General features: G+C 48.1%; 28 protein-coding genes, 1 pseudogene and 1 riboswitch. Of the genes and pseudogenes, 24 read left to right on the top strand and 5 right to left on the bottom strand.

Features of this window, described 5'->3' with window-relative positions:
• Nucleotides 1-975: 975 nt before the first annotated feature.
• Both ACZYR9_RS18105 and ACZYR9_RS18110 read left to right on the top strand, forming a co-directional pair.
• Nucleotides 976-4,305 carry a helicase-related protein gene (locus ACZYR9_RS18105; protein ID WP_488979911.1) on the top strand — a complete coding sequence of 1,110 codons (3,330 nt, stop codon included), beginning with the start codon at nt 976-978 and terminating at the stop codon, nt 4,303-4,305.
• A 408-nt stretch (nt 4,306-4,713) separates the two neighbouring features.
• On the top strand, nt 4,714-4,992 hold the full coding sequence (locus ACZYR9_RS18110; protein WP_488979893.1) for a hypothetical protein: 279 nt from the start codon (nt 4,714-4,716) through the stop codon (nt 4,990-4,992).
• 55 nt (nt 4,993-5,047) lie between these two features.
• Here ACZYR9_RS18110 and ACZYR9_RS18115 read toward each other — a convergent pair whose 3' ends face one another.
• A complete protein-coding gene (locus ACZYR9_RS18115) occupies nt 5,048-5,323 on the bottom strand; it encodes a helix-turn-helix domain-containing protein (protein WP_488979894.1) in 276 nt (91 codons plus the stop codon).
• 231 nt (nt 5,324-5,554) lie between these two features.
• A riboswitch (cyclic di-GMP riboswitch) is annotated at nt 5,555-5,637 on the top strand.
• A gap of 12 nt (nt 5,638-5,649) precedes the next feature.
• Between ACZYR9_RS18115 and ACZYR9_RS18120 the strand changes: the two genes are divergently transcribed.
• Nucleotides 5,650-6,498, top strand: a complete 849-nt coding sequence (locus tag ACZYR9_RS18120) for a GGDEF domain-containing protein (RefSeq protein ID WP_488979895.1) — start codon at nt 5,650-5,652, stop codon at nt 6,496-6,498.
• 83 nt (nt 6,499-6,581) lie between these two features.
• Here ACZYR9_RS18120 and ACZYR9_RS18125 read toward each other — a convergent pair.
• The 3 genes and pseudogenes from ACZYR9_RS18125 to ACZYR9_RS18135 all read right to left on the bottom strand — a co-directional run.
• A pseudogene (locus tag ACZYR9_RS18125) lies at nt 6,582-7,484 on the bottom strand (IS3 family transposase); the annotation flags it as partial.
• A complete protein-coding gene (locus ACZYR9_RS18130) occupies nt 7,418-7,759 on the bottom strand; it encodes a transposase (protein WP_488979896.1) in 342 nt (113 codons plus the stop codon). The gene ACZYR9_RS18130 and the pseudogene ACZYR9_RS18125, both read right to left, overlap by 67 nt.
• Nucleotides 7,760-7,939: 180 nt before the next feature.
• Nucleotides 7,940-8,188 carry a helix-turn-helix domain-containing protein gene (locus ACZYR9_RS18135; RefSeq protein WP_488979897.1) on the bottom strand — a complete coding sequence of 83 codons (249 nt, stop codon included), beginning with the start codon at nt 8,186-8,188 and terminating at the stop codon, nt 7,940-7,942.
• Between the two features lie 327 nt (nt 8,189-8,515).
• Here ACZYR9_RS18135 and ACZYR9_RS18140 point away from each other — a divergent pair, with 327 nt between their 5' ends.
• From ACZYR9_RS18140 to ACZYR9_RS18210, 15 genes are all read left to right on the top strand, one after another.
• The gene (locus ACZYR9_RS18140; RefSeq protein WP_488979898.1) at nt 8,516-8,875 is read left to right on the top strand and encodes a response regulator; all 360 of its coding nucleotides are present in this window, start codon (nt 8,516-8,518) and stop codon (nt 8,873-8,875) included.
• A 29-nt stretch (nt 8,876-8,904) separates the two neighbouring features.
• Complete coding sequence (locus ACZYR9_RS18145; protein WP_488979899.1) at nt 8,905-10,761, top strand: flagellar assembly protein A; 1,857 nt, start codon at nt 8,905-8,907, stop codon at nt 10,759-10,761.
• Nucleotides 10,762-10,769: 8 nt separating this feature from the next.
• The gene (locus ACZYR9_RS18150; RefSeq protein ID WP_488979900.1) at nt 10,770-11,777 is read left to right on the top strand and encodes an HD-GYP domain-containing protein; all 1,008 of its coding nucleotides are present in this window, start codon (nt 10,770-10,772) and stop codon (nt 11,775-11,777) included.
• A gap of 375 nt (nt 11,778-12,152) precedes the next feature.
• The gene (locus tag ACZYR9_RS18155) at nt 12,153-12,440 is read left to right on the top strand and encodes a hypothetical protein (RefSeq protein WP_488979901.1); all 288 of its coding nucleotides are present in this window, start codon (nt 12,153-12,155) and stop codon (nt 12,438-12,440) included.
• 49 nt (nt 12,441-12,489) lie between these two features.
• Nucleotides 12,490-13,440 carry a DUF3991 domain-containing protein gene (locus ACZYR9_RS18160; protein ID WP_488979902.1) on the top strand — a complete coding sequence of 317 codons (951 nt, stop codon included), beginning with the start codon at nt 12,490-12,492 and terminating at the stop codon, nt 13,438-13,440.
• A 166-nt stretch (nt 13,441-13,606) separates the two neighbouring features.
• A complete protein-coding gene (locus tag ACZYR9_RS18165) occupies nt 13,607-13,897 on the top strand; it encodes a type II toxin-antitoxin system Phd/YefM family antitoxin (protein WP_274364809.1) in 291 nt (96 codons plus the stop codon).
• Nucleotides 13,875-14,192 carry a type II toxin-antitoxin system RelE/ParE family toxin gene (locus ACZYR9_RS18170; protein ID WP_488979903.1) on the top strand — a complete coding sequence of 106 codons (318 nt, stop codon included), beginning with the start codon at nt 13,875-13,877 and terminating at the stop codon, nt 14,190-14,192. The genes ACZYR9_RS18165 and ACZYR9_RS18170 overlap by 23 nt, the downstream gene beginning before the upstream one ends.
• A 282-nt stretch (nt 14,193-14,474) precedes the next feature.
• Nucleotides 14,475-14,840, top strand: coding sequence for a MobC family plasmid mobilization relaxosome protein (locus tag ACZYR9_RS18175; protein ID WP_127608053.1), 366 nt, complete (start codon nt 14,475-14,477; stop codon nt 14,838-14,840).
• A gap of 13 nt (nt 14,841-14,853) precedes the next feature.
• The gene (locus tag ACZYR9_RS18180; protein ID WP_141336213.1) at nt 14,854-16,275 is read left to right on the top strand and encodes a relaxase/mobilization nuclease domain-containing protein; all 1,422 of its coding nucleotides are present in this window, start codon (nt 14,854-14,856) and stop codon (nt 16,273-16,275) included.
• The gene (locus tag ACZYR9_RS18185; RefSeq protein WP_236595683.1) at nt 16,187-17,149 is read left to right on the top strand and encodes a PcfB family protein; all 963 of its coding nucleotides are present in this window, start codon (nt 16,187-16,189) and stop codon (nt 17,147-17,149) included. The genes ACZYR9_RS18180 and ACZYR9_RS18185 overlap by 89 nt, the downstream gene beginning before the upstream one ends.
• Nucleotides 17,146-18,039 (top strand): hypothetical protein, encoded by an 894-nt coding sequence (locus ACZYR9_RS18190; RefSeq protein WP_127608051.1) that lies wholly within the window; start codon nt 17,146-17,148, stop codon nt 18,037-18,039. Before ACZYR9_RS18185 ends, ACZYR9_RS18190 begins: the two co-directional genes overlap by 4 nt.
• Before the next feature lie 15 nt (nt 18,040-18,054).
• Nucleotides 18,055-18,246, top strand: a complete 192-nt coding sequence (locus ACZYR9_RS18195; RefSeq protein WP_054795919.1) for a hypothetical protein — start codon at nt 18,055-18,057, stop codon at nt 18,244-18,246.
• Nucleotides 18,233-20,008, top strand: a complete 1,776-nt coding sequence (locus ACZYR9_RS18200) for a VirD4-like conjugal transfer protein, CD1115 family (RefSeq protein ID WP_127608050.1) — start codon at nt 18,233-18,235, stop codon at nt 20,006-20,008. Before ACZYR9_RS18195 ends, ACZYR9_RS18200 begins: the two co-directional genes overlap by 14 nt.
• Nucleotides 20,005-20,304, top strand: coding sequence for a glutamyl-tRNA amidotransferase (locus ACZYR9_RS18205; protein ID WP_430016623.1), 300 nt, complete (start codon nt 20,005-20,007; stop codon nt 20,302-20,304). The genes ACZYR9_RS18200 and ACZYR9_RS18205 overlap by 4 nt, the downstream gene beginning before the upstream one ends.
• Before the next feature lie 59 nt (nt 20,305-20,363).
• On the top strand, nt 20,364-21,203 hold the full coding sequence (locus ACZYR9_RS18210) for a VirB6/TrbL-like conjugal transfer protein, CD1112 family (protein ID WP_127608049.1): 840 nt from the start codon (nt 20,364-20,366) through the stop codon (nt 21,201-21,203).
• A 7-nt stretch (nt 21,204-21,210) separates the two neighbouring features.
• Here ACZYR9_RS18210 and ACZYR9_RS18215 read toward each other — a convergent pair whose 3' ends face one another.
• Entirely contained in the window at nt 21,211-21,543 is a 333-nt protein-coding gene (locus tag ACZYR9_RS18215; RefSeq protein WP_127608048.1) for a helix-turn-helix domain-containing protein, read from the bottom strand.
• A 157-nt stretch (nt 21,544-21,700) separates the two neighbouring features.
• On the opposite strand from ACZYR9_RS18215, the gene ACZYR9_RS18220 reads away from it, so the two are divergent.
• From ACZYR9_RS18220 to ACZYR9_RS18245, 6 genes are all read left to right on the top strand, one after another.
• Nucleotides 21,701-21,889 carry a hypothetical protein gene (locus ACZYR9_RS18220; RefSeq protein ID WP_054795922.1) on the top strand — a complete coding sequence of 63 codons (189 nt, stop codon included), beginning with the start codon at nt 21,701-21,703 and terminating at the stop codon, nt 21,887-21,889.
• 16 nt (nt 21,890-21,905) lie between these two features.
• Entirely contained in the window at nt 21,906-22,277 is a 372-nt protein-coding gene (locus ACZYR9_RS18225) for a hypothetical protein (RefSeq protein ID WP_127608047.1), read from the top strand.
• A complete protein-coding gene (locus ACZYR9_RS18230) occupies nt 22,261-22,611 on the top strand; it encodes a PrgI family protein (protein WP_127608046.1) in 351 nt (116 codons plus the stop codon). The genes ACZYR9_RS18225 and ACZYR9_RS18230 overlap by 17 nt, the downstream gene beginning before the upstream one ends.
• Nucleotides 22,612-22,616: 5 nt before the next feature.
• On the top strand, nt 22,617-24,944 hold the full coding sequence (locus ACZYR9_RS18235; RefSeq protein WP_127608045.1) for a VirB4-like conjugal transfer ATPase, CD1110 family: 2,328 nt from the start codon (nt 22,617-22,619) through the stop codon (nt 24,942-24,944).
• Nucleotides 24,945-25,104: 160 nt separating this feature from the next.
• Nucleotides 25,105-25,365 (top strand): type II toxin-antitoxin system Phd/YefM family antitoxin, encoded by a 261-nt coding sequence (locus ACZYR9_RS18240; protein ID WP_127608044.1) that lies wholly within the window; start codon nt 25,105-25,107, stop codon nt 25,363-25,365.
• A complete protein-coding gene (locus ACZYR9_RS18245) occupies nt 25,358-25,666 on the top strand; it encodes a type II toxin-antitoxin system RelE/ParE family toxin (protein ID WP_141336214.1) in 309 nt (102 codons plus the stop codon). The genes ACZYR9_RS18240 and ACZYR9_RS18245 overlap by 8 nt, the downstream gene beginning before the upstream one ends.
• Nucleotides 25,667-25,708: the final 42 nt, after the last annotated feature.

The following is a 25,708-nucleotide window of genomic DNA, read 5'->3' on the forward strand; positions in this document are numbered from 1 at the left end:
TATGAACAGTCGAATTTGCCGGACAGCTTTTTTGATCTCGCTATCGGCAACGTACCGTTCGGCGGCTATGGCGTGGCGGATAAGCGATACGACAAGCATAAGTTTCTCATCCATGATTACTTTTTTGCGAAAACATTGGACAAAGTGCGTCCGGGCGGCATCATCGCCTTTCTTACGTCCAAGGGAACGATGGACAAGCAAAACCCGTCGGTACGCAAATATATCGCGGAACGCGCCGAATTGCTCGGAGCGGTGCGTCTGCCGAGCAATGCGTTTCTGGCCAATGCCGGAACCGAAGTGACCGCCGACATTTTGTTTCTGCAAAAACGGGATCGCATGGTCGCCGTCAGCGAGCAAACCGAAGCATGGCTATCACTATCCGAGACAGCGGACGGTGTGCCGGTGAATAGCTATTTCGTGGCTCATCCTGATATGGTGCTGGGCACAATGGTCTTTGACGACCGGATGTACGGCAACCGGCAGCAAACATCCTGCAAGCCGTACCCGGATGCCAACCTGGATGAACTGCTACGCGAAGCACTGTCCAACATCCATGCCGAATGGGTGGAGATAGAACGAGAAGACCAGCCGGAGGAGGAAGACCCTTCCCTCCCTGCCGACCCGTCTGTCCGCAATTTCAGCTTTGCGCTGGTAGACGGTCACATCTACTATCGGGAAAACAGCCGCATGCGGCGCGTGGACACTTCAGCTACGGCAGCAGGCCGCATCAAAGGAATGATTCAGCTGCGGGACACGGTGCGCGAGCTGATCGAGTATCAGACCGAAGACTACAGCGATGAGATGATTCAGGAGCAGCAGCGCAAGCTGAATGCGCAGTATGACCGGTTTACTGCACAATACGGCCTAATTAACAGCCGCGCCAACAGCCTTGCTTTTTCGGATGACAGTTCTTACTTTCTTCTTTGCTCGCTGGAAGTTGTGGATGAAGAAGGACGGCTGCTGCGCAAGGCGGATATGTTCACCAAGCGCACCATCCGGCAACGCACCCACGTGGAACAGGTGGATACGGCTTCGGAAGCGCTCGCCGTTTCCATCGGCGCGAAAGCGCGTGTCGATCTGCCGTATATGGCGCAGCTAACCGGCTTAACGGAAGAACAACTGACGGAGGAACTGCGAAACGTCATTTTTCCCAATCCCGAAAAGCGGGATGAAACCGATCAACCGATCTTTGAAACGGCGGATGCGTACTTGTCCGGCAATGTGCGGGAGAAGCTGCGGGTGGCCAGACAGTTTGCCGCATACGATGCCGAACGTTACGGCGAAAACGTCAAAGCGCTTGAAGCGGTGCAACCGAAAGACCTGGACGCCTCCGAAATTGATGTCCGCTTGGGCGCAACCTGGCTGCCGCCGGAAGACATTCGGCAATTTCTGTTTGAGCTGGTGGACACGCCGCCGATGTACCAGACCTACATCAACGTCATGTATTCCGAATATACGGCTGCCTGGAACGTCAAAGGCAAAAGCGATGACCGTAGCAACAATATCAAGGCGAACGTCACGTACGGCACAAACCGCGTCAATGCGTACAAAATTCTTGAAGATACGCTGAATTTGCGGGACGTGCGCGTATTTGACACCGTGTATGAGGATGGCGTGGAAAAGCGTGTGCTGAACAAGCAGGAAACGGCCATCGCCCAGCAAAAGCAGGAGATGATGAAAGAGGCGTTCCGCGACTGGATATGGCGAGATCCGCAGCGGCGTGAACGGCTGACAAGGCTGTACAATGACCGGTTCAACGCCATCCGTCCACGCGAATATGACGGCAGTCATATCCGTTTCACCGGCATGAACCCGGAAATCCGGCTGCGGCAGCATCAGGTCAATGCGGTTGCCCGTGCTTTGTATGGCGGAAACTCCCTGTTCGCCCACTGCGTTGGCGCGGGTAAAACGTTTGCCATGACCGCCGCGGCGATGGAGAGCAAGCATTTAGGGCTATGCAATAAGAGCATGCTGGTCGTTCCGAACCATCTGACCGAACAGTGGGCGGCGGAGTTTTTGCAGCTTTATCCATCGGCGAATATTCTGGTGGCGACCAAAAAGGACTTTGAAACGAAAAACCGCAAAACATTTTGCGCGCGGATTGCCACCGGAGATTATGATGCGATCATCATCGGCCATTCGCAGTTTGAAAAAATTCCGATTTCAACGGAGCGTCAGCGTCAGCAGTTGTATGAGCAGATTTCGGAAATTACAAACGGTATCCGGGAACTCAAGGAAGCCAGAGGCGAACGCTATGCGATCAAGCAGCTTGAAAAAACGAAAAAGACGCTGCAAACCAAGCTGGAAAAGCTGAATGACACCAGCCGGAAGGATGATGTCGTTACCTTCGAGGAATTGGGCGTAGACCGGCTATTCGTGGACGAAGCCGATTCGTACAAAAACCTGTTTCTTTATACGAAAATGCGCAATGTGGCCGGACTGTCGCAAACCGAAGCACAAAAGTCGTCGGACATGTTTGCCAAATGCCGCTATCTGGACGAATTGACTGAAGGCCGGGGCATTATCTTTGCGACGGGTACGCCGATCTCCAACTCCATCACCGAGATGTACGCGATGCAGCGCTACTTGCAATACGAGCGGCTTAAACGTCAAGGCTTGCAGCATTTTGACGCATGGGCTTCGACATTTGGCGAAACCGTCACAGCGTTAGAGCTTGCGCCGGAAGGAACGGGCTATCGGGCAAAAACCCGTTTTGCCCGTTTTTACAATTTGCCGGAACTGATGAATATGTTCAAGGAAGTGGCCGACATCCAGACGGCGGACATGCTCCAGCTTCCCGTACCGAAAGCCCATTTCCACAATGTTGCCGTGCCGCCGAGTGACTTTCAGCGCGACATGGTTGCGGATCTTGCCCGCCGCGCCGAGCGGGTGCGGGCGAAAGAAGTGGAGCCGCACGAGGACAACATGCTGACGATCACCAATGACGGACGCAAACTGGCGCTCGATCAACGGCTGGCGAATCCGATGCTTCCCGACGACGAAGGCAGCAAGGTCAGCGCCTGCGCGGACAATGTCTTCCGGTATTGGGCAGAATATCAAGAGCAGCGGCTCACACAGTTGGTGTTTTGCGATCTATCCATTCCTAAACAGGATGGCTCCTTCAACGTCTACGACGAGCTGCGGCGCAAGCTGATGGAGAAAGGTGTTCCTGCCGAGGAAATCGCCTATATTCACGACGCCAATACCGAGGTCAAGAAAAAGGAACTGTTCGCCAAAGTACGCAGCGGACAGGTTCGGATACTGCTTGGATCGACGTTTAAGATGGGCGCAGGCACCAACGTGCAAACGAAGCTGATTGCCCTTCACGACCTCGACTGCCCTTGGCGTCCGCGGGACCTGGAGCAGCGCAGCGGGCGCATTATCCGGCAAGGCAACGAGAATAGCGAGGTGCATATTTTTCGCTATGTGACGGAGAACACGTTCGACGCGTATTTGTATCAGACACTCGAAAACAAGCAGCGCTTCATTTCGCAGATCATGACCAGCAAGTCGCCGGTGCGTTCCGCCGAGGATATTGACGAGACGGCGCTCTCCTATGCCGAGGTGAAGGCGCTGGCGACCGGCAACCCGTACATCAAGGAGAAAATGGACCTGGACATCCAGGTATCCAAACTCAAGCTACTCAAAGCGAACCACTTGAGCCAACGTTATGCACTGGAAGATCGTCTGCTCAAGCTGCTGCCGCAGCAGATCAAGTCCACCGAAGAACGAATTGCCGGCTATGAACAGGACGTTGCTTTGTATACACGTTCTCTGTCATCCGAGGCGGATGGGACAGATAAATTTCTCGGCATGGTCATCAAGGATTTCACCTATACGGAGAGGGCGGCAGCGGGCGCGGCTTTGCTGGACGCTTGCAAAGGAATGACATCGCCCGATCCGCAGGAATTCGGCAGCTACCGGGGATTTTCCTTGTGGCTGTCCTTTGACAGCTTCCATAAGGAGTACAAGGTCACGCTTCGCGGCGCGCTCGGTCATACGGTGACGCTCGGGGCGGATGCCGGCGGCAATATAAGCCGTATCAACAACGCCTTATCCGACTTGCCTGCAAAGCTGGAACATGCCCGTGAACAGCTTGCTACTTTGCGGCAGCAAATGGAAACGGCGAAAGAACAAATCGCGGCTCCATTTGAGAAGGAGCAGGAGCTTCAAACGAAAGCGGCGCGGCTTGCGGAACTGAATGCCCTGCTGAATATGGACAAACGGGAGAACGAAGCCGTGGACAGCGTGCCGGACGAAGAACCGGAAGCGCTGGAACGGCGGGTGGTGGGCCGTGAGCGATAACGGTCTGACACCGTCGTTCCTCCTCTTGCTTCCTGTTATAGTGGAAGCAGGAAGGGGACGTATTTGGAATCGACGTATTTATCGCGAATGGAGGTCGTATTCGACCAGATTGAAAGCGATAGCGAGGAGATATACGTACGATTGTTCCGACAGTAAAATCATCTCGAAATATTCCGATGATGGCGAGTTGGGGGTTGCACCCTCAACCGATGACATCAACAATACTACTCTCTCTAGAGCTCCATTGGTGAGGATGCCGTATGCAATTTGGTTCAAGGAACTGTTGGAGATGGAGATTTAAGAATCTGGAAAGTAAAACTATAAACATAGAAGAGTTCCAATAATTACTTGAGATACCCCTCCTGTCGCTGTAACATCGGTACATTCTGAAGGAAAGGAGGGTTAAATATGCATCATATCGGTCCAGAATGGTTAAGACCAGCTTTTGATCAACGCTTTATTGAAGTTGCTAAGGAAGCTGGAAGTCAAATGGAGGTTGAACAATTCCGATTTAGGCAGAAAGAAATTAAAACGTTGCTTAAGGATGAATTGTCACAAACTCATTTGGATCTTATTCTCGAATTGGAGGACATTCTTAACCATCGGAGTACACTTGAAAAAGAATGGATATACTTCGCAGGTCTGAAGGATGGTATGCATTTATTGCGGAAACTCAATAACCTCTAAGTTGATCTGACGGAATAGGTAAGAAGAAATCGCATTGTCGGGGAATAAATTCCCTTCAATGCGATTTCCATTTGGTGCGATCATTATTGAGATTTTCATACTCAGTCTCCACAATAGTGAAGAAGTAGGAGGGTTTGATTTTTAAACCTTTGCAGATTTCAAATATTTTGCTGACTGATGGCTCATTCCGACCAACTTCAATCATGGAAATGTATGAACGATCCACATTGCATTCAAAAGCGAGATCTTCCTGACTTAATCCTTGCTTTATTCGAATAGCCTTTACGGTTTTTCCGATGATTTGTTTAATAATGAGAGGGTCATAATCCAATTGAAAAGCTCCTTTCATTCCCATTATCAATGTGCTAAAATGTGAAATACAGATAAAGTATTCAACAAAAAGGAAATATTATACATCCCAATATTTCCTAGGCGACAGTTTTCAAGCTTGTCACATCTAACACTCATGCAATCGGTAACTTTCAAGAGCATCTAAGTTATGGACTTGGAATGCTTATTTTGCTATAAAGGCAACGTTATAGGGAGAATAAATCCAGGTTGAGGACGAGAATGGCACAATTGTCGAGAGGCAGGGGTTCAAGCCGCTGATCAAAGGCAAATTGCACTGATTGCAGGGCTACAGAGAGGGAGATATCATTGATTAATCGTAAGTATATGCTCTTATTTATCATCATTTCATATATGGTTGTAATTATCGTAAATGTCTACATACCAATGGATACGTTGTGGATGCTGTTATTAATCCCTGCACTCGGGGTGGGATACTTGTATCCCAAATGGTTGATATCCTTGATTGTTGGAGCAACGATAGTAGTTACTACGTTGATTACAAAATACATTGCTCAAGAAAGTAATCTCTCGAGTGAGCTATTATTTAGGTTGGTAATAATATGGATCGCAATGTGGGCAATCTTCACCTTATTTTTGTTCCTGCGAAAAAGGTCACTCAAACTCATTTCGGAGTTGGAGAAATTAGCGTTTACCGATGCACTTACGAAAATCCATAATCGAAGATACTTGGAGATGTATATGGACAAGGCGATTCCTTTAGCGGAACGTCAAGGTCAGCCTTTGACAATGATCATGTTTGATATTGATCATTTTAAGAGTATCAATGATACATACGGTCATGGAGCGGGGGATATCATTCTGAAGCGAATGGGGCAGAAACTAAAAGAAATTCTCCGCAAATCGGATGTATTCATTAGGGTTGGCGGTGAAGAGTTCATCATCATTTCTCCGAGTTGTTCTTTATCTGAAGGGTTACAACTTGCCGAACGTATCCGAAAAGCAGTAGAAAGAATTGATTTTATATATAATCAAAATCGGATTCAAGTAACTATTAGTGTCGGGATCGCTGAGTATGTTTATGGATTGAGTCTAAACGAGTTTCTTGAAAGTGTGGACAAAGCCTTGTATCTCGCTAAAGAGTCAGGGAGAAATAGAGTTATGGTCGCTAAAGACTCTATAGTTGGGGTAACATAGGGCACTTGAATACGTATAATCAATTAATAATAAAAATCCGGCGAAATTGATCATACCCCTGTCAAGTAGACATAAGAAAAAAGCTATGCCGCCAGCGCGTGCCGATACTCAATCGGCGCTCGCTGTTTAAGTTTTGCTTGAAATCGCTGATAGTTATAGAAGTAAATATAATCTTCGATGGCTTGATGTATTTCTGCTTCTGACTTAAACTGGTGGAGATACAACTTCTCTGTTTTGAGATGCGAGAAGAAGGATTCGATGCATGCGTTATCCAGGCAGGTTGCTTTGCGAGAGTGGCTGCCTTTGACGCTGAGTGCTTCTAATCGTTTGTTGTACGCTTGAGACGTGTACTGGAAGCCCTGGTCCGAATGGAGCACGGCCCCACCAACGTCTCTTTTTCTTGTCCACTTCTCGATCGTATCCAGCACGAGTTGCACATCATTGCGCTCAGATAATTTCCAGGCTACAATCTCATTGTTAAACAAGTCCTGAATGGCGGACAGGTAATAGAAACGCGTACCATCTGAGATATAGGTGATGTCGGTGACTAACTTCTGCTGAGGACCTATCGCATGGAACTGATGCTGCAGTCGGTTCGGATATATGACGGAAGGCTTGTAGCTGAAGCGTTGTCGTTTCTTCCGAATTACGGACTGTATGGATAGTTCCCTCATCAATCGCCATACTTTCTTGTGGTTAACACAGTATCCAGCCTCCCATAAGGCGTTCATCATGCGAGGGTATCCGAAATAGGGATGGCTCGCGTGTATGGCCATCATATGCTCTTTTAACTCCTGATCCTGATCTTGTTTTTCTAAGCGTAAGGCACGGGTTGTACGCCATTTGTAATAGCTGGCTCTAGGTATGTTCGCGATATGCAACAGACGGGTAACACCATGTACACTACGTAATTCTTCGATTAGCTGGTAGTGATCTTGCTGCTCGAATTGGCCTCCTTTACCAGATTTGGATACCGCTTTTTTAAGTAGTCTACCTGCGCTTTCAGGTAATCTCGCTCTTGCTCTATGCTGGCGAAGCTTGTCCGAGGACGTCCTTTTAGTGGGTTGGCCACACCCTTACGCTCATCAAACTTGACTCCGTTTTTCCATTTCTTTACCCACACCTTTAACTGGGAACAATTACGTATCTTCATTTGCTCTGCGATCATCTTGTAACTAGAAGATCCCTCTAAATAAGCTTTAACCGCCGCCACCTTAAATTCTTCTGTATAGCTCTGAAATATCTGTCCCTTTTTTGCCATAAAGAAATCCCCTCCAAGTATTCACTCATTCCTCATGATAACATGACGGTTTTTTTCGAGTGTCTACTTAAAGGGGATAATACTAAAATGTGGTCACATTTGCCGGATTTTTATTTGTTGGGGGCACTGGGGGCAGAGTCAACTCTTTCGAACTTTTTGCTATTCTCGTATGTAGATAGTTTAGTTTTGATCTGATTCATTATCATTTTCACATTCAATTTCAACAAGTTTAATCATCTCGGAAGCTTTGATGTTCAGTGCTTTTGACAAGGCAAAAAGCGTGGAAATGGTCGGCTGATGAATACCTCTTTCCAGCATGGAGATGTAAGTTCGATCTAGATCACTTCTAAAGGCTAGTTCCTCTTGGCTCAACTTATTATTTACCCTTATCGTTTTTAGAATTTTAGCGAACGATAGTTCAATCTTCATAGTTACCCCCTTTAGAGCTTTATCATTAGTTAGTATGGGAGTAATATCTACTGAGTATACTCTACAAAATGGTTTGATTTAGTGAAAACTTGTAGTAATATTGAACTATACAAGTTTTACCTCGTTAATTGTCACTTTTTGATAGATGATAATGTGTCTAGATTACGACATATTTTTTCTTGGGTGCTTTTTGTTGAAAAATAGGATGCAAATTGTGGACCAAAGGATGTAATTCTATAGTCGCCAGGTTACTGAAAGTGTGGTGAACCTCTAGTACATCTGAACATCTTTATGGGATGTTTTTTATTTTTATATTGGGGGATGCCTATGGCGAGAATTATGATTGCAGACGATAACCCTTCTATTCGTTTGTTGATTTCTGCCTTAGTTACGCACGCTGGTCATGAAGTCGTCTTACAAGCGAAAAACGGTCTAGAGGCATTGAACGCCTATTTCCATACAAAACCCGATTTGTTGATAGTCGATTATCAAATGCCTGTCATGGATGGCATTTCGCTTATAGAAGAAATCACAAAAGTTGATCCTGAAGTCAAAGTCTTGCTATGCACTGCTTCCACTGATGCGTTAGGAAATGATTCTAGATTGATTAAAGACATTACAGTTATTTCAAAACCATTCGACAACAATGAATTTTTAGGATTAGTTACAGTTGCTCTAGAAAATTAGTTCTCACTGCTGTCGATGAGGTGATTCGTATGTCAGACTTTATCAGTGAGCAAGAAGTATTGAAGCTAATGAAGAAACTCGACCAAGATTCCCAAGAGTCGGAAAGTGAACGGATGGGGTCATCTTCAGTAAGGGGGATTAACAATGGTCAAGTAGTGGATGGATATATCAGAGTTGAACACGGTAAAATCATCGTCGTAAATCCCTTAAATGGGGGTAAGATTCCGACTATCGAGGCCCATTCACCTGTGCTCCTATTTGTGGATGGTCAAGAGATCCACAAAAGGATTAAAGTATCATCAGAAAGCGTCATTGAGTGGAAGATTGAAGAAAAGCCATTATTCGAGATTGAAGTTTCAGATGATAAGTTAACAGCGTATTTGATTGTTCATCGTCCACAGAGGTATGCGTGGGTGTTATCTGATAAGACCTCGACTTTAGATTTAAACCTTACAGCCGAGGAAGATTCAACGATTATTTTGGAAACTCTAAACCTGCAAGATATTCTCTCAGTAGTTGAAAACATGAACATCAAAATGAATCTTGATGTGGCAGCGATACAAACCGAAATTATGCAACCTACTTGTAAACCTGTGAAAATAGCCAATGGAAAAGCTCCAACCCAAGGGCAAGACGCTCGCTTAGATATGTTCTTTTCGGAGAATATCGAAAATATCTTTACAGAGGTAAGAGGTTTTGTTGATTTTAAGAATCATATGAATATTCCTTCTGTCAAAAGCGGAGATGTGATTGCAAAGAAGATAGCTCCCGTAGAAGGTCAGGCTGGGTATGATGTCTTTGGTAATGTTTTGCTTCCAGATCCGGTTCATGATATTCGTATTGCAGGGAAAGACAACGTTGAAATAACACCTGAGGATATCGCTATAGCTCGGAAAGAAGGAAGACCGCGAGTCACCGGAAATAAGATAAAGTATTTCGACATTAACACTGCATTCATCGTGCCAGGTAATGTTGATCTGCAGACAGGTAATATCGTTTTTGCTGGAGACGTTATTGTATATGGCGATATCATGGACAACATGATTATTGAGTCGCTTGGGAACATTTATATATCTGGCAGTGTTTATAATTCAACCTTAACCGCGACAGGAAGTATTGCAGTGAAGGGTAATGTAATTGGAAGTAATCTTTATTCGGGGTATTTCGGCATGCTCTACAACAGACTTTATAACGGTTCTAAACAGTTAATGGACTACCTCGAGAAGATGGCGGAAAGTGTAAAATTGTTATTGAATGAAATCAGTAAAAAGAATCTAAACGTTAAGTATGGACAAGCATTATTGTTAATAACGGAGAGCAAGTATCAGCAGGTATGGGGAGTTGTGAAGGAACTGCTTGGCGTTATTTCAAGTCTACAGACTTATAATAAGGACGCTATGCCACAATTGAAAGATTATTTGGAGTTATTCTTGCTACCGACCAAGATAGTTGAAGTGATGTCGGCCCCAAGAATGGAAGATTTCATTCGTGTATTGAAAGAAGTGCACATGAGCGTTGCGTTAAGCCAAGAATCACAAGTTCAGATCAATATTAACCAAGCTCAAAATTCTACATTAAAGTCAAATGGGAATATTTTGATTCGAAGAGAAGGTGTTATTCAATGTGATCTCTATTCAGCGGGCAATATCGTATTCTTCCTAGATAACTCTGTATGTAGGGGATCTAAACTGGAGGCTGGAGATACCATTTCTGCAATGTATGTAGGTGGATTCACTGGAGTTGGGACAAGCCTAAAAGCAATAAATAACGTTATTGTAAAGAAAATGTTTGAAGGCAGAGTAACTGTTGATCGGTATAGTATCGATATCTTTGAACCAGTAGAAGAAATGACTTTTGATCAGAACAGCATCAAGAGACTTGCATAGGGAAGGGAGTGATTCCTATCGACAATACAACATTCATCGGGAGAAGATTAAATAACAATATTTATTCCAGACAAGGCAGTTTGCTTTTACCAAAGAGTACCATATTAAATGATCATAATCTCGATCTCCTACAACAACATGGTGTTAATTTATGGGATGCGGACACCCAACTTATTACCGAATTTATAATAGATGAAACAATCTCTGAAGTTCAATCTATATATGAAAAGATACACCACAGTACCGAGAAGCCATCAAATCAAATGATCCGTCAAAAGGTAATGCCAAAGATTCAGGAATTGTGTTCCAATTATAATATTTCGAATGTCTTATTGGGTTTAAGAAAGAAAGATCATTATACGTATCGACATTGTATTGGGGTTTCTGTGCTATCCTATTTAATTGGTAAATGGTTGGGTCTACATGACATAGAATTGAATGACCTTGCTATTGCGGGTCTGTTGCATGACTTGGGCAAACAAAGAATTTCGCATTCAATCCTGAATAAGGCAGGCAAATTAAGTTCGGATGAGTATGCTGAAATGAAGCTGCATACGGTGTTCGGGTATGAGATGATTATTAAACTTCCAAACATGACGGATCAACAAGCGCTGGTTGCCCTACAACATCATGAACGAGAAGATGGCAGCGGGTATCCATACGGAAAATCTAGTGAAGAGATTGCATACTTTAGTAAGATTGTGGCTGTTGCCGATGTGTTTCATACGATGGTTTCAGAGCGAGTATATAAGAAATCAATTCCACTATACAAAGTTCTTCAGGAAATATATCAACGAGCATTCGGATTATTTGATCCAGTTATTGTTCAACGTTTTATCACTAACTTAATGAACAGAATGATTGGAGATAAAGTTCTATTGTCAGACGGTAGAGTGGCTCGAATTGTTATGCTAAATCCTGATGATTTGATCAATCCACTTGTTGAATCGCAAGGAAAATATTATGATTTAAGGCGGTCTAAAAACAAAATCATGGACTTTGCCAGTAACCAATAATTATTCCGGACTAGTTGACTTTGATAAGTTCATTTAGTGATGTATCTTTCGTGCTTTTCGACCTAAAACCGGATACATTATACTACAGGCGGAGGGATGTGAAATGGACACTTTTCAGGATGAAATTGCATTGACCTGACAACAGAGCTTGTTACTGGCCATAAAGAAATGGGACGAAAATATTTATTGCGGCATGATCGGTAAGAAAGCTTGTTGCGCTTCATCGCGCGGCAGGCTTTTTTGTTGTTTGGGGAATTATGACTTCGATGCGTAGCATTTACAGGTCGAAGATAGCCCCACCTGTTAAAGTAATAAATTACATGACGAAATGGACTCCGACTTCGGGGTCTTTTTCGCATTTCCGGAGGAATGCACATGATGTATGCCATCCCACGCGGTGGCGGATGCTTTTGCCCGATTCTACCGCCTTTTTGTTACGGAACCGGCTTGATCGAGGAGGGAGAAACCGTGCCAACATTGGAGTTGATATCCAAAGAGAAGAACGGATTTGGCGACACGTATTATTACATCCGTAATTCGAACGGGGTGACCAGTAAAGTTTATGAAGGCGATTTAGACGCATATTTGAAAAAGAATGGCGCTACGGAGTTGAAGGAAGGCAGAGCTTATACGTACCCCAAAAAGCGGGGTAAGGCACGATGAACAATATACCCATCGGACGCTGTTTGGATTTCCAAAAGGGGCTGCGGCAATGAGCTACGTAAACAAGGAACAGATCGAACGTGCAAAAAGGCTGGATCTGCTCACGTATTTGCATATGTGCGAGCCTGGAGAACTGGTTCGATGCTCTCGCAATGTCTACACCACCCGGACACACGACAGTTTGAAAATTTCCAACGGCAAATGGTACTGGTGGTCAAGGGGGATCGGCGGACGCTCGGCGCTGGACTATTTGATCAAAGTGCGGGGCATGTCTTTTCCCGATGCGGTGCTGCAAATTGAAGGCGTTCATCCAGTCAGCGCACCTACATTTTCGCAATCTTTGCAACAACGCTCTTCTCCAGCGCGGTTTGAGCTTCCCGAACCGAATCATACATCGCATCGCGTCATGGCCTATGTCAGCAAACGTGGTATCCATCGTACGTTGATCGACTACTGTCTCGAAACGGGGCGTTTGTATGAAAGTCGCCGTTACCACAACGCGGTATTCGTCGGTTTCGATCAGCAAGGAACGCCGCGCTATGCGGCAATACGCGGTACGACAAGCACCCGTTATATGGGGGAAGCCGCCGGCAGCGACAAGCGGTATTCGTTTTCCATTCCGGCCTCGGAAAACAGTACGGAACTGCATCTGTTTGAGAGCGCCATTGATCTTTTATCCTACTGCGCACTGGAACATCTCGCCGGCCGGGATTGGCGGCAGGCGCATAAGCTGTCGCTGGCCGGAATATACAGGCCCAGGACAAATGGGGAGGACTCTACTCCCCCGTCTGCCCTAACGCATTACTTGCAGTGCTTTCCCCAGGTGAATCGACTTGTCTTGCACCTGGACAATGATGAGCCGGGGCGATTGGCGGCAGCCACGATACAGAGGCTTCTCTCCCCCGCCCTTCTCATATCCGATGAGCCGCCTAAGTTCGGAAAGGATGTAAACAACGATTTGATGGAATTCCGACGAAGACGCGGTGAACCATCCCGATAGCGGCAGACGTTGAACGGGTCGGCATCTTTTCTTTTTGCGTGACGGAAAATTCCCACTATATGTGGATGGGATGTGGATAGTTTGGGGATAAGCGCAGCCACGTTGATTGTATAGCATGTAATAGGTATAATAAAATCAAAATAACGCTATGTAAGGAGTGGGCAAGATGATTATCAAGCCTTCCGCCAGTATCCGGCAAAACTATAATGAAATCGCCGATCTATGCAAATCTTCCGGGGAACCGGTTTATCTGACCAAGAACGGTGAAGGAGATCTCGTCGTGATGGACATTGAGACGTTCTCCCGTCGCGAGAGGATGTTAAAGCTGCGCGAAGAACTGCTCGCTGTGCAAGAGGATCGTTTGGCGGGCCGTGTTGGTGTGACGCCGGATGAACTGGACACTTACCTAGAGGGCATTATTGACGAGGTTCAGCATGGAAAAGATGTCCCGTTATAAGATCATCGTTTCCGATCGCGCCCGCCAAATGCTGGCGGCTCATGTGCGATTTCTTGCGGAGAAAAGTCCGGATGCGGCGCGGAAAACGAAAAACGAATTGCTGCATGCGATACGTTCCTTAGCGCGAATGCCGGAACGTTATCCTTTTCTGGAAGCGGAATTTATCCCGTCAAACAAGTATCACAAGATGTTCGTGGATAAGTGGTATCTGGTCTTGTATCAGATTCAGGATGAAATCGTGTATGTCGATTTCATTGTAGACTGCCGCCAAGATTACAGCTGGTTAGTGCGATAACAAAAAAGTTCTGAGGAAGACGCTGAGCGGATCGGCGTCTTTTTTGTGTTTTTGGGCTCCTCTCTTTTTCTCGGCAGGTGCTTTGAAGGCAACGCGAGACGAATGTCTCGTGTTGCAGCAAGCACTGAATTTGGATATCCAAATTCGCTTGTTAGGGGCGCAGCCCCTAAGACCCCATCATCGCGATGCTATCGTTTCGATGATCGAATCGTGTTCAAACTGGTTGTTCATCGCGGCAGCGTTCTGCTTCAAGGAGACATTTATGGAAAGGGGTGATGGTCGATGAGGAAACGTTCGATATCATTTCTGCTTCGCCTGAGTGAAAGCGAACATGCTCGCCTTACTAGAGAAGTGGAAAAAACAGGACTTTCTCGGGAGGCGTACATCCGAGCGCTCATTAATGGATATGTACCGAAGCAGCTGCCGCCACTGGACTACTACGCGATGATTCGTGAGCTGCACGCCATAGGCAATAATCTGAATCAACTGGCTGTGAAGGCACATACGACCGGTCGTCTGGAAAGAGCTGCCTTTCAGGAGGAAGCCGATCACTTGCGCCGTGCTGTTCAGCACATTCAACAGGCGGTAACCGAACCGGAGCGAAGAAGCGAACTACCTTCGATGCATACAAGCGGACATCCGCCGTAAGGGGGCATGACAAATGGCAACGACCGCGATCTGGGATGTGACTGACCGTTTGAAGCGCGTACTGGACTACGCTCGAAATCCCGACAAAACGACACAAGATCGCGCCGAACCAGATAGCTTGCAGCAGGCGCTTGGCTATGCGACAGCGGATGCGAAAACGGAGAGGCAACTGTACGTGAGCGGCATCAACTGCGACCCGCTCACCGCTTATGAGCAAATGCAGCGCACCAAGCGACAATTTCAAAAAACGGATGGCATTGTCGCGTTTCACGGATATCAGTCGTTCGCGCCGGGCGAAGCGACGTCGGAAATTGCCCATGCCATCGGGGTTAGGCTGGCGCAAGAACTATGGGGAGAACGCTTTGAAGTCGTCGTAGCGACCCATCTGGACAAGGGACATTTGCACAATCATTTTGTGTTGAATGCTGTTTCTTTTGTAGATGGCAAGCGGTACTACGACAACAAAGCTTCCTACGCTTTGCTGCGGCAAACGTCCGACCGGCTTTGCCGGGAGCATGCGCTGTCGGTCATTGAACATCCCGAACCAGGTAAAGCTAAGCACTATGGGGAGTGGCAGGCGGAACGCGAAAACAAACCAACTTGGCGGGGATTGATTCGTGAGGACATCGACACCGCCATCGCAGCTTCCATGACAATGACCCAGTTTTTCGCCGCTCTGCAAAAACAAGGGTATGCGATCAAAACCAATGTGAAACATCTGGCAGTGCGTCCGCCCGGCAAGGAGCGCTTCGTCCGCTTGCGCAGTTTGGGATACGAATATACGGAGGAAGCGTTAAAGGAGCGCATCTTGCAAAACCACATGCCGAAGCGCCAGCCCTCACTTCCGCTACCGCGCCGAAAGCGAGTTGTCAGGGTTCGTGGAGTTTGGAGGGCTGGACGTAAATTCAGCGGCTTGCAGGCGTTGTACCTACGCTATTTATATGAAATGGGCATCCTGCCCCGTCAACGTGCGTCCCCGCGAAGGACGCATTTTTTGTTGCGTCAAGACTTGCGCCACTTGACGGTCATCACCGAGCAGACAAGACTGCTGTGTCGCCGCCGCATCACCACGAAGGATGAGCTACTCGCAAATCTCACCGGGCTTCAGGAGGAAATGAAACAAGGGTACAGCGCGCGCAAGGCATTGTACAACCGGCTGCGCCGTTGTAAGCAGCCGGAGCAGCGTGAGGCAATCAAAAGACAAATTGCCGAGGCGACCCGGCAGCTTGCGAAACTGCGAAAGGAGGTGAAGCTTTGCACGGGTATTCTCGCCCGTTCGGAGGGGATGGTCCATTTATTGCGTGAACGTGAACCCGAACATCACATACGAAAGGAGATGAACGCCGATGAGCGGAAACGAAGCGGCCGATCAAGTCGTCAGCATGAGTCTGCGGGGCATCGAGATGGTGGCCAAAATTTCCGGGGAAGGCGCTAAGCATTTGGCGGTGTATTTGTTCGCCGCCTTGCAGGGACAGAAACGGACAAAAGGGCGCATCCGTTTGGAAAGTTTGCTCCGCAGCGGCAAGGAACTCAAGGTGTTTGCCGTGAAAACCGAGGATCTCCCGACTTTTTGTAAGGAGGCCAAGCGGTACGGTGTGCTATATTGCGCGCTACGCGACAAAAAGAACGTGGACGGGCTTTGCGATGTGATGGTGCGTGCCGAAGATGCGTCCAAGATCAACCGGATCGTCGAGCGCTTCAAACTGGCGACGGTAGACACGGCCAGCATCAAACAAGAAATTGCAAATACCCGCAGCGAAAAGCAGCCGGACGAGAGCCAAACTGCGCAAACGCCGGAGTTAAACGGCGAAGCGCCTGAGCGGGAAGGGAGTCCGCCATCTGTCACGGAGGAAGTTCGAGAAGATTTTTTGGACGAACTGCTGGGAAAGACCGAACAGCCGGAGGAGGTTCGGGCAGCAAGCCAGCAACCGGAAGCCGCGCCTCCGGAACCGACTCCCCCGGCAGCCGCACCTTCGGCCGACGAACGAGTGCAGCAGCAGACACCGCTGCCCTCTCCCCCGATGCAGGAGGGAAGAACGATGGAACCGGCCATTCCGTCCGTGCCTATCTCCGGGCACAGCGTCGACAACGTAAGGGATTCGACTGATCGTAAACCGGCGCAGGAAAAGGTGTCGATCCGTCAACTGTTGCGTGAAATTCGTGAAGAAAATCGCGAAGCGGAGAAAAGACGGCGGCAAATGGAGCGTGAGCCGTCTTTGCCTAAACGCAGGGATCGTGGCAAGGCAACATCGGGCGACAAAACGCCAACGCCCACTACCCGGAATCGAAAGCGAGGGAAATCCAAATGAACGAACTGGACGAATTATTCTCTACTCCTTCCATCCAGCGAGAGCAGTCGTTTGACAAGGAAGCGTGGGTTCACCAAAAACAGGAACAGCGGCAGTGGACTTACGACACGATTGATACGACGACGATGACGATTGTTCAAAATGGAGAACAGTTTCAGCGTTATCTGGATGTGCAAAGCCGTTTTGACCGTTACAGTGTCTCCAATGCGCTGCTGATTTTAGCACAACGCCCGGAAGCGACACGCATAGCGGATTTCGAGGGTTGGAAGGAACAAGGCGTATCGATCCGCCGCAAGGAAACCGGTTTTTATATTTTGGAACCGGGCGAGGAATACCGGCGGGAAGATGGAAGCACCGCGACCAGCTACAACCCGAAGAAGATGTTCGATATAGCCCAAACCACTGCAAAGAAACCGGATCAACCGGTCTACCCGGATGATCGCACCCGCATCAAGGCGCTCATGGATCGTGCGCCAGTACCGATCACAATCAGCGATGCGCTTCCTGCGGATGTGCATGCGCTCTACCAACCGGATGTGCGCAACATTGTCATCCGCCGCGGGCTGGCAGCTGGAGACATCTTCCGCGCACTGGCGCAGGAACTGGCGCATGCGGAAATGGATCGCGGCGATAGTCGCTACAGCCGATCAGAATATCAGTTTCATGCCTACAGTGTTGCCTATATCCTTTGCAAGCAGGCTGGAGTTGAAACGACCGCGTTCCGGTTTGACCGGGTGGCAGAACGGTTCAAAGACATGGAGCCGCAGCCGATTCGTGCGGAATTGACGACGATGAAAGAAGCTTCGCATACGATTTCCCGGCGTATGCACCGCATACTGAACCCGCAGCGGCAACCTTCGCAACCAGGTCGAACCGATCCTACCCGCTAAGGAGCGTGAGGAACCATGAAAACGGAAGAACGCATACTCAGTCTCGACCACTACGAGCATGGCATTGTCATCAACGCGTTGAATAAGCTGCGTAATGACTTGATAGGCGAGCGGCGGCCGACCGATGCGGTGGACGATCTGCTACTGAAAACGTTGGATGCGCCCTATCAAAGAATGAAACGCCGGAGTCGCCATGAAACGCGCTAAAGCCGCAAGGAGTCAACTTGTACTCGTTGCGGTTTTTTTTATTCCCGTCATATGGGTGGCGCTGCTCGTCGCCCCGGTGTTATCTGGGGGATTGCCTGCAATCCTGCTTCATCTAAGCGAGGCGAATCCCTTTCAACTCCAGTGGGTTGAGGATTCAATCCGAAGCCTGCTCGTCTGTACGCTGGCTTATGGGCTGGCGGTTGGCGCGTATCTGGCTTCGCCGCGTAATTATCGTCGCCGCGAAGAACATGGCAGCGCCAAGTGGGGCAAGGCGAAACCGATCAACGCCAAATACCAGAGCAAGCAAGCGGAGCAAAACAAAATATTGACGCAGCACGTGCGCATCGGTCTAGATGGACGCAAGCACCGCCGTAATCTGAATGTTCTCGTCGTAGGGGGTTCCGGTTCCGGCAAAACGCGGTTTTATGCGAAGCCGAACGTGATGCAGGCGCACACCTCATATGTCGTACTTGATCCGAAAGGCGAAATATTGCGTGACACCGGTCATTTGCTTCAGACGAAAGGGTATGACATTAAAGTGTTGGATTTGATTCATCCGCACCGTTCCCACGGCTATAACGCTTTCTCCTATTTGCAGGATGATAAGGATGTGCTAAAGCTGGTCACCAATCTGATTCGCAACACGACGCCCAAAAACAGCAATACGAACGATCCCTTTTGGGAACGTTCTGAAACCGCCTTGCTGGAAGCGCTCATGCTGTACTTGCTCTATGAAGCGCCGCCGGAGGAGCAGAACTTCCCGATGATTATGGAAATGATTGCTGCTGCCGAGGTTCGGGAAGAAGACGAAACGTACCAAAGCCCGCTAGATGAATTGTTCGAGCGGCTTGCCATGCGCGACCCGGAACATCTCGCCGTCAAGCAATACAACATCTTCAAGCTGGCTGCGGGCAAGACAGCCAAATCCATTCTGATCGGACTTGGCGTGCGATTGGAAAAATTCAATTTGCACAGCATTGCCGGAATGAGCCTGGTCGATGAAATGGACTTGCCACGTATCGGCACCCGGAAGACGGCGCTATTTGCCGTCATCCCCGACAACGACAGCAGTTTCAATTTTATCGTGGGCATGCTGTACACGCAGCTTTTTCAATGCCTCATGTACGAAGCGGACTACCGTTACGGCGGCCGTCTACCAGTGCATGTGCATTTTGTCATGGACGAGTTCGCGAATGTCGCCCTGCCCGATGAGTTCGACAAGCTGCTCTCAACGATCCGCAGTCGGGAAATATCGGTGTCTATCATTTTGCAAAACTTGGCACAGCTTAAAGTGTTGTACAAGGACGCATGGGAATCCATCGTCGGCAACTGCGATCTGTTCCTGTATCTGGGCGGCAATGAACAATCCACGCACAAGTATGTGTCGGAGCTACTTGGCAAAGAAACTATTGATACGAACACCTACGGCCAAAGTAAAGGACGCAGCGGCAGCTATTCCATCAACTACCAGCAGTCTGGCCGGGAATTGCTTACCCCTGATGAAGTGCGACTCCTTGATAATCGTTATGCGCTGCTGTTTATTCGTGGGGAACGACCGGTGCTTGATGACAAATACGAGGTACTGCGCCATCCTCATATCGCGCTGACGACAGACGGCGCAGGTCAGGCGTACCAGCACGGCGGTACGGAGCATGCGCTCGATTGGAGGACGGTGCAATTGGATGAGAACGGTGAATATGAGCTTTTGTCAGAGGAAGAACTGGAGGCATTATTTTTACATGAAGGGATGGATCGCGTTTGAAACGTAAAACGAAATGGCTGATTGCTTTCTACATGATGACGGTGCTGTTCGGGACGATGCTAGTTTCCACCGCCTATGCCCAAAGCGACCCGATGACGACAGTCAACAACTTGTCCAATTTTATCTTCGGGTTGATTCGCGCGGTCGGCATGATTATTTTGGGGTTTGGCGTTGTGCAGATCGGCTTGTCGCTCAAGTCGCATGACCCTTCGCAGCGAGCGAATGGTTTTTTAACCTTGGCCGGGGGCGTCATCATCACGTTTACCAAAGAGATTTTGGACCTGATCACAGGTTAAGCCATGGAGGATGAGGAATGAGCCGACGCCCGTTCCTCCCTCGACAGAAGGGTGAGCGTATGTCGAAAAACAGTTGGATTGCAGATAATTTGGAGAATGCTCTAGATACCTGGGAGCAGAAAATGAATGAAATCTGGCACCTTGTTACCCAGTCACCAGTCGATTTCAAGGGGGGCACCATTTGGCGCATCATCACGGATATTCACGGCGCGTTACAGGCAACGGGACTGGCGCTGCTGGTTTTATTTTTTGTCGTCGGTGTGATGAAAACAGCGGGTAATTTTGCCGAACTGAAGCGGCCGGAGCTGGCGGTCAAGTTATTTGTCCGATTTGTGCTGGCCAAGGCAGTTGTCACCTATGGTTTGGAACTGATGATGGCTCTGTTTACGATTGTGCAGGGCATCATCTCGACGATGATGTCCCGTTCGGGGTTTGGTGCGGTGGATGGCATGTCGCTGCCGGACACGATTACCCAGGCGATCGAAGATGTCGGGTTTTGGCAAAGCATACCACTCTGGGTCGTCTCTTTGCTGGGCAGCCTGTTTATTACCGTTCTGTCCTTCATCATGATTCTTTCTGTGTACGGGCGTTTTTTTCGGATTTATCTGTATACAGCGATTGCTCCGGTTCCGCTCGCCTCATTCGCTGGCGAGCCGAGCCAGAGTATCGGCAAATCATTTTTGAAAGGATATGCAGCCGCCTGTATGGAAGGGGCGATCATCGTGCTGGCGTGCATCATCTACGCGGCGTTTGCCAGCGCGCCCCCGGCTGTCGAAGCTGGCTCTGGCGCGGTCACGATGGTATGGACGTACATCGGAGAACTCATTTTTAACATGCTGGTCTTGGTCGGCACGGTGAAGATGGCCGACCGGGTCGTTCGGGAGATGATGGGTTTATAGGCGGGAATTATTGGATGGCGGTCAGAAACAGCTTCAGCAGCGCCAGCGAGTCTTTGCGCTGTTTGTCTGTGCATTGCTGGAGCGCGGCCATAATCAGCTCAATTTCATTGGAAGGTTCAGCGTAAACGTTTTGTAGCAGCAAATCATTCGGAGACAGTTTCAGCACATGACAGATGCTGAGCATCGTTTCTATCGACATGCCGGCTTTCCCCCGCTCAATGTCCGCGCAAAACCGGGGAACACGCCCGATCTGCTCGGCCAGTTGCTCGCGTGACATGCCCCATGCTTCTCTCCGTTTGCGTATCCGCTGGCCTACTATTTTTTTATCGTAAACGTGCATCGCTTGTCATCTCTTTCCGAATAGGAGTTCATAGTTCCTATTATGGACAAGCACAGAATTGACTTACATGAGTTTTGAAATTACTATCAGGGGGGGCTAAAAACTCATATCCAGATATGTTAATCGGTAGCCCATCTGAAAACAAGGCGGTGGAAGAATGAGCAATCTATTGCGTAAATTGGAGAAAGAACGACAGGAGCTGAACAAGCTAGGCGAGCAGTCATTGAAGCAATCCATTCGATTATCCGACAACCAGGAATTGCAGGAGCAAAGTCGCAAAGTGGATGAATTGCTCGTTCGTTATGAGCGTACCCGACGCAAACGGCATCGGAGACATGGTAGATGAGAGGTGTGGGCAAACGATGAAATTTCCGCCATGGTTCAGAGAAGCGATTCAAAAACGGCTAGACAATGTATCCGATCTTATTGAAAATCACTCCGAACTTAGCCGCATTCGGGAAAACGAAAGAAAAGCATTTGAACGCTTATTCGCGGGCATGGACATCGGGCGCATGCCGGAATTTGCGGGTTGGGAAGATTGTCAGCACCTCAAGCAAGCAATTATGAATGAATGGCTATATCTGCAAGGTCTGAAAGATGGCATACAGCTTGCGTCCGCGTTATCGAGTCATCTTCATCCGTTCGATGAGCAGGGCTTCGCCAACATAGATAGTCGCCAGCCCGATGCACGGGCGGCAGATTCGGGAGGTCCTACACATGGAAGTCAAAATTAACCGGGAAATCCGGGAATATACCGAGAGCTTGTTTTTTGGACTGTCCTTGCGGCAGTTCTTTTTTTCAGTATTGGCCGTTCTGGTGGCAATTGGCTTGTACTTTGCTTTGCGAGACCGCTTCGGCGTGGAGACGCTCAGTTGGATGTGCATTCTGGGAGCCGCCCCCTGCGCCGCGCTCGGGTTTATTCACTACCACGGCATGACGGCAGAGCAGCTTCTGTGGACGTATGTAAAATCCGAATTTCTCATGCCCAAACGGCTGGTTTATCGCGCGACGAACATTTACTACGAGGTGCTGCATAAGTATGTCCAGCAGCGTGAGCAAGGAGAGTGAAGCTCGTGATTAAAACGCTTAAACGAATTATCAAGCAAGACAAGGAACGGTTCGCCATTCCGAAGGGTGTCCAGCAAGTCATCCCGATTCGTGCCATCTGGCCGGATGGGATTTTTTTTGTGGGCAACAAGTTTTCTAAGTCGTACCGATTTGAAGACATGAACTACGCTGTCGCCTCCAGAGAAGACAAGGAAGCAATGTTCCTAGCCTATTGCGAACTGCTTAATTCTCTCGATAGCGGCGCGACGACGAAAATCACGATTCATAACCGACGTTTAAATCGGCTGGACGTGGAAGACACCTTGCTGATCCCCCATCGTCAGGACGGACTTGATGGATACCGCGAGGAATACAACCAGATGTTGCTCGACAAGGCGATGGGCGCAAACGGCACTTTTCAGGAAAAATATATTACGGTATCTGTGGTCAAAAGAAATGTGGAGGATGCCCGTCAGTATTTCGCCAGAATCGGTTCGGAACTGATGGCGCATTTCTCGCGTCTTGGTTCCGCATGCGTGGAACTGGATGCGATAGATCGCCTGCGCATGCTCCATGATTTTTTTCGAATTGGCGAGGAGGCTGACTATCACTTTGACTTGTCCGCTACCATGCGCAAGGGACATGACTTCAAGGATTACATCAGTCCGGATACGTTTGAGTTCGAACGGGATTACTTTCGGATGGGACGCTACTTTGGCCGTGTCGTTTTTCTACGGGAATACGCGAGCTACATCAAGGACAGCATGGTGGCTGAATTATGCGACCTAAACCGGAACTTGCTGCTATCTCTTGATGTGATACCGATTCCGACCGATGAGGCCGTCCGCGAAGTGGAAAACCGGCTGCTCGGCGTGGAGACGAATATAACGAATTGGCAGCGGCGGCAAAACAACAATAATAATTTCTCTGCCGTTGTTCCTTATGATATGGAGCAACAACGCAAGGAAAGCAAGGAGTTTCTGGACGATCTGACGACACGCGACCAGCGCATGATGTTCGGACTGCTGACAATGGTGCATATTGCGGAGAGCAAGGAGCAGTTGGACAACGATACCGAAGCCCTGTTGACAACTGCTCGCAAGCATCTATGCCAGTTAGCACCGCTGACCTTTCAGCAAATGGACGGACTCAATACGGTGCTTCCGTATGGATTGCGCAAGGTACATGCGTTGCGAACTTTGACGACGGAAAGCACTGCCGTTTTCATTCCATTCCGGGCACAGGAGGTCATCCATCCCGGCGGTATGTATTACGGCCAAAATGTCATCAGTAAGAATATGATTATGGCCAACCGCAAGCAACTGTTAAACGGGAACAGTTTCATTCTGGGGGTATCCGGCTCAGGTAAAAGTTTTACGGCAAAGCGTGAGATAGTCAATCTGGTGCTAGCAGGCGATGACGACGTGATCCTGATTGACCCTGAGCGTGAATATTCTGCGCTGGTGGAAGCACTGGGCGGCGAAACGGTCCATATTTCCGCAACCTCGCCGAATCATATTAATGCCATGGATATCAATCGGCAGTACGGCGACGGGGCCAATCCAATCATCCTCAAGTCGGAGTTTGTTCTGTCGCTGTGCGAACAACTGATGGGCGGCTATCCCCTTGGCGCAAAGGAGAAGTCGTTGATCGACCGCTGCACCGCAAAAGTGTATCGAACTTATTTGCAAAGCAATTTCAAAGGCGACCCGCCTACTTTGCAACATTTTCACGCTGAACTGCTCAAGCAATCTGAACCAGAAGCGCAAGACATTGCTCTGGCGATTGAGTTGTTTACTTCCGGCAGTCTGAATACGTTCGCAAAGCCTACTAATGTTAATGTCTATAACCGGCTCATTTGCTATGATATTCTTGACTTGGGAAAGCAGCTGCTCCCGATTGGCATGTTAGTCGTACTGGATAGTATCCTGAATCGGATTACACAAAACCGGGCAAAGGGAAAAAATACGTTTATCATTATCGACGAGATTTATCTGTTGTTCCAGCATGAATATAGCGCCAACTTTCTTTTCACGCTTTGGAAGCGTGTCCGAAAGTATGGCGCCTTTTGTACGGGAATTACGCAAAACGTGGACGATTTGCTGCAAAGCCATACGGCACGTACCATGTTAGCAAATAGTGAATTTATCGTCATGTTGAATCAGGCCAGCACCGATCGGATGGAGCTTGCCGAGTTGCTTAATATTTCAGACCTGCAACTCTCATACATCACGAATGTAGACGCCGGAAATGGACTTATGAAGGTAGGCAGTTCCCTTGTTCCATTTACCGACAAATTCCCGCGGAATACGAAACTGTATCGCCTAATGACGACAAAGCCCGGGGAGGGATAACAAAACAGCAGTAAGCGGTTGGTCGCCATTAGATCCATCCGCTTACTATTTTATAAAGATGGTGACAGATAGTAGGGATGATTAATAAGATGATTAGTAAGATCATTGAATGTAGGGGATATTTATGGTACAATAAGGCCACGAAAAGGAGCTGGATGTTATGCCTAAAATAATCCCAATTCGCGATTTGAAAAATACGAGTGAAATTTCTCAAATGTGTCAAGAATCTGATGAGCCTATTTTTATTACCAAGAACGGATATGGAGACATGGTTCTCATGAGCATGAAAACGTATGAGGAAAAGATGTTTATGCTTGATGTCTACGAAAAGCTGAATGCAGCTGAAAAACAATTGGCGGAAGAAAAAGTTCTTGATGGCGAATCTTCATTAAAAAGCATAAGAGAAAAATACGATGTATAGATTGATTGTCACAGAACTTGCTCATCAGGATTTAGATAATATTGTTTCATACATTGCAGTTCAGCTGGCAAATCCAACAGCTGCTTCTGATTTCCTTGACGAGGTTGATAAGTGTTATGCTCATCTAAGAAATAACCCTGTAATGTATCCTAAGTGTCAAGATAATCGATTGGAGAAGGAAGGTTATCGAAAGGCGGTTATAAAGAATTATATTCTTGTCTATAAAGTGGACGAAGCCGCAGAAAAGGTAGTTATTTTACGCTTCTTTTATGGAGCACAAGACTATAATAAATTAATATAGAAACATAATATAATCGAAAGCAACTCTTATCTAGGTTGCTTT

This window comes from Paenibacillus sp. F024 (assembly GCF_057814255.1).

Bases quoted from the DNA above. Each gene is read 5' to 3' on its own strand.
- ACZYR9_RS18240 (WP_127608044.1), top strand. From the start codon at position 25,105: ATGCCTAAAATAATCCCAATTCGCGATTTGAAAAATACGAGTGAAATT.
- ACZYR9_RS18135 (WP_488979897.1), bottom strand. From the start codon at position 8,188: ATGAAGATTGAACTATCGTTCGCTAAAATTCTAAAAACGATAAGGGTA.
- ACZYR9_RS18140 (WP_488979898.1), top strand. From the start codon at position 8,516: ATGGCGAGAATTATGATTGCAGACGATAACCCTTCTATTCGTTTGTTG.
- ACZYR9_RS18195 (WP_054795919.1), top strand. From the start codon at position 18,055: ATGAAAACGGAAGAACGCATACTCAGTCTCGACCACTACGAGCATGGC.
- ACZYR9_RS18145 (WP_488979899.1), top strand. From the start codon at position 8,905: ATGTCAGACTTTATCAGTGAGCAAGAAGTATTGAAGCTAATGAAGAAA.
- ACZYR9_RS18110 (WP_488979893.1), top strand. From the start codon at position 4,714: ATGCATCATATCGGTCCAGAATGGTTAAGACCAGCTTTTGATCAACGC.
- ACZYR9_RS18215 (WP_127608048.1), bottom strand. From the start codon at position 21,543: ATGCACGTTTACGATAAAAAAATAGTAGGCCAGCGGATACGCAAACGG.
- ACZYR9_RS18180 (WP_141336213.1), top strand. From the start codon at position 14,854: ATGGCAACGACCGCGATCTGGGATGTGACTGACCGTTTGAAGCGCGTA.
- ACZYR9_RS18225 (WP_127608047.1), top strand. From the start codon at position 21,906: ATGAAATTTCCGCCATGGTTCAGAGAAGCGATTCAAAAACGGCTAGAC.
- ACZYR9_RS18245 (WP_141336214.1), top strand. From the start codon at position 25,358: ATGTATAGATTGATTGTCACAGAACTTGCTCATCAGGATTTAGATAAT.
- ACZYR9_RS18200 (WP_127608050.1), top strand. From the start codon at position 18,233: ATGAAACGCGCTAAAGCCGCAAGGAGTCAACTTGTACTCGTTGCGGTT.
- ACZYR9_RS18210 (WP_127608049.1), top strand. From the start codon at position 20,364: ATGTCGAAAAACAGTTGGATTGCAGATAATTTGGAGAATGCTCTAGAT.
- ACZYR9_RS18155 (WP_488979901.1), top strand. From the start codon at position 12,153: ATGATGTATGCCATCCCACGCGGTGGCGGATGCTTTTGCCCGATTCTA.
- ACZYR9_RS18175 (WP_127608053.1), top strand. From the start codon at position 14,475: ATGAGGAAACGTTCGATATCATTTCTGCTTCGCCTGAGTGAAAGCGAA.
- ACZYR9_RS18170 (WP_488979903.1), top strand. From the start codon at position 13,875: ATGGAAAAGATGTCCCGTTATAAGATCATCGTTTCCGATCGCGCCCGC.
- ACZYR9_RS18185 (WP_236595683.1), top strand. From the start codon at position 16,187: ATGAGCGGAAACGAAGCGGCCGATCAAGTCGTCAGCATGAGTCTGCGG.
- ACZYR9_RS18190 (WP_127608051.1), top strand. From the start codon at position 17,146: ATGAACGAACTGGACGAATTATTCTCTACTCCTTCCATCCAGCGAGAG.
- ACZYR9_RS18230 (WP_127608046.1), top strand. From the start codon at position 22,261: ATGGAAGTCAAAATTAACCGGGAAATCCGGGAATATACCGAGAGCTTG.
- ACZYR9_RS18105 (WP_488979911.1), top strand. From the start codon at position 976: ATGTTCACCAAGCGCACCATCCGGCAACGCACCCACGTGGAACAGGTG.
- ACZYR9_RS18220 (WP_054795922.1), top strand. From the start codon at position 21,701: ATGAGCAATCTATTGCGTAAATTGGAGAAAGAACGACAGGAGCTGAAC.
- ACZYR9_RS18160 (WP_488979902.1), top strand. From the start codon at position 12,490: ATGAGCTACGTAAACAAGGAACAGATCGAACGTGCAAAAAGGCTGGAT.
- ACZYR9_RS18165 (WP_274364809.1), top strand. From the start codon at position 13,607: ATGATTATCAAGCCTTCCGCCAGTATCCGGCAAAACTATAATGAAATC.
- ACZYR9_RS18130 (WP_488979896.1), bottom strand. From the start codon at position 7,759: ATGGCAAAAAAGGGACAGATATTTCAGAGCTATACAGAAGAATTTAAG.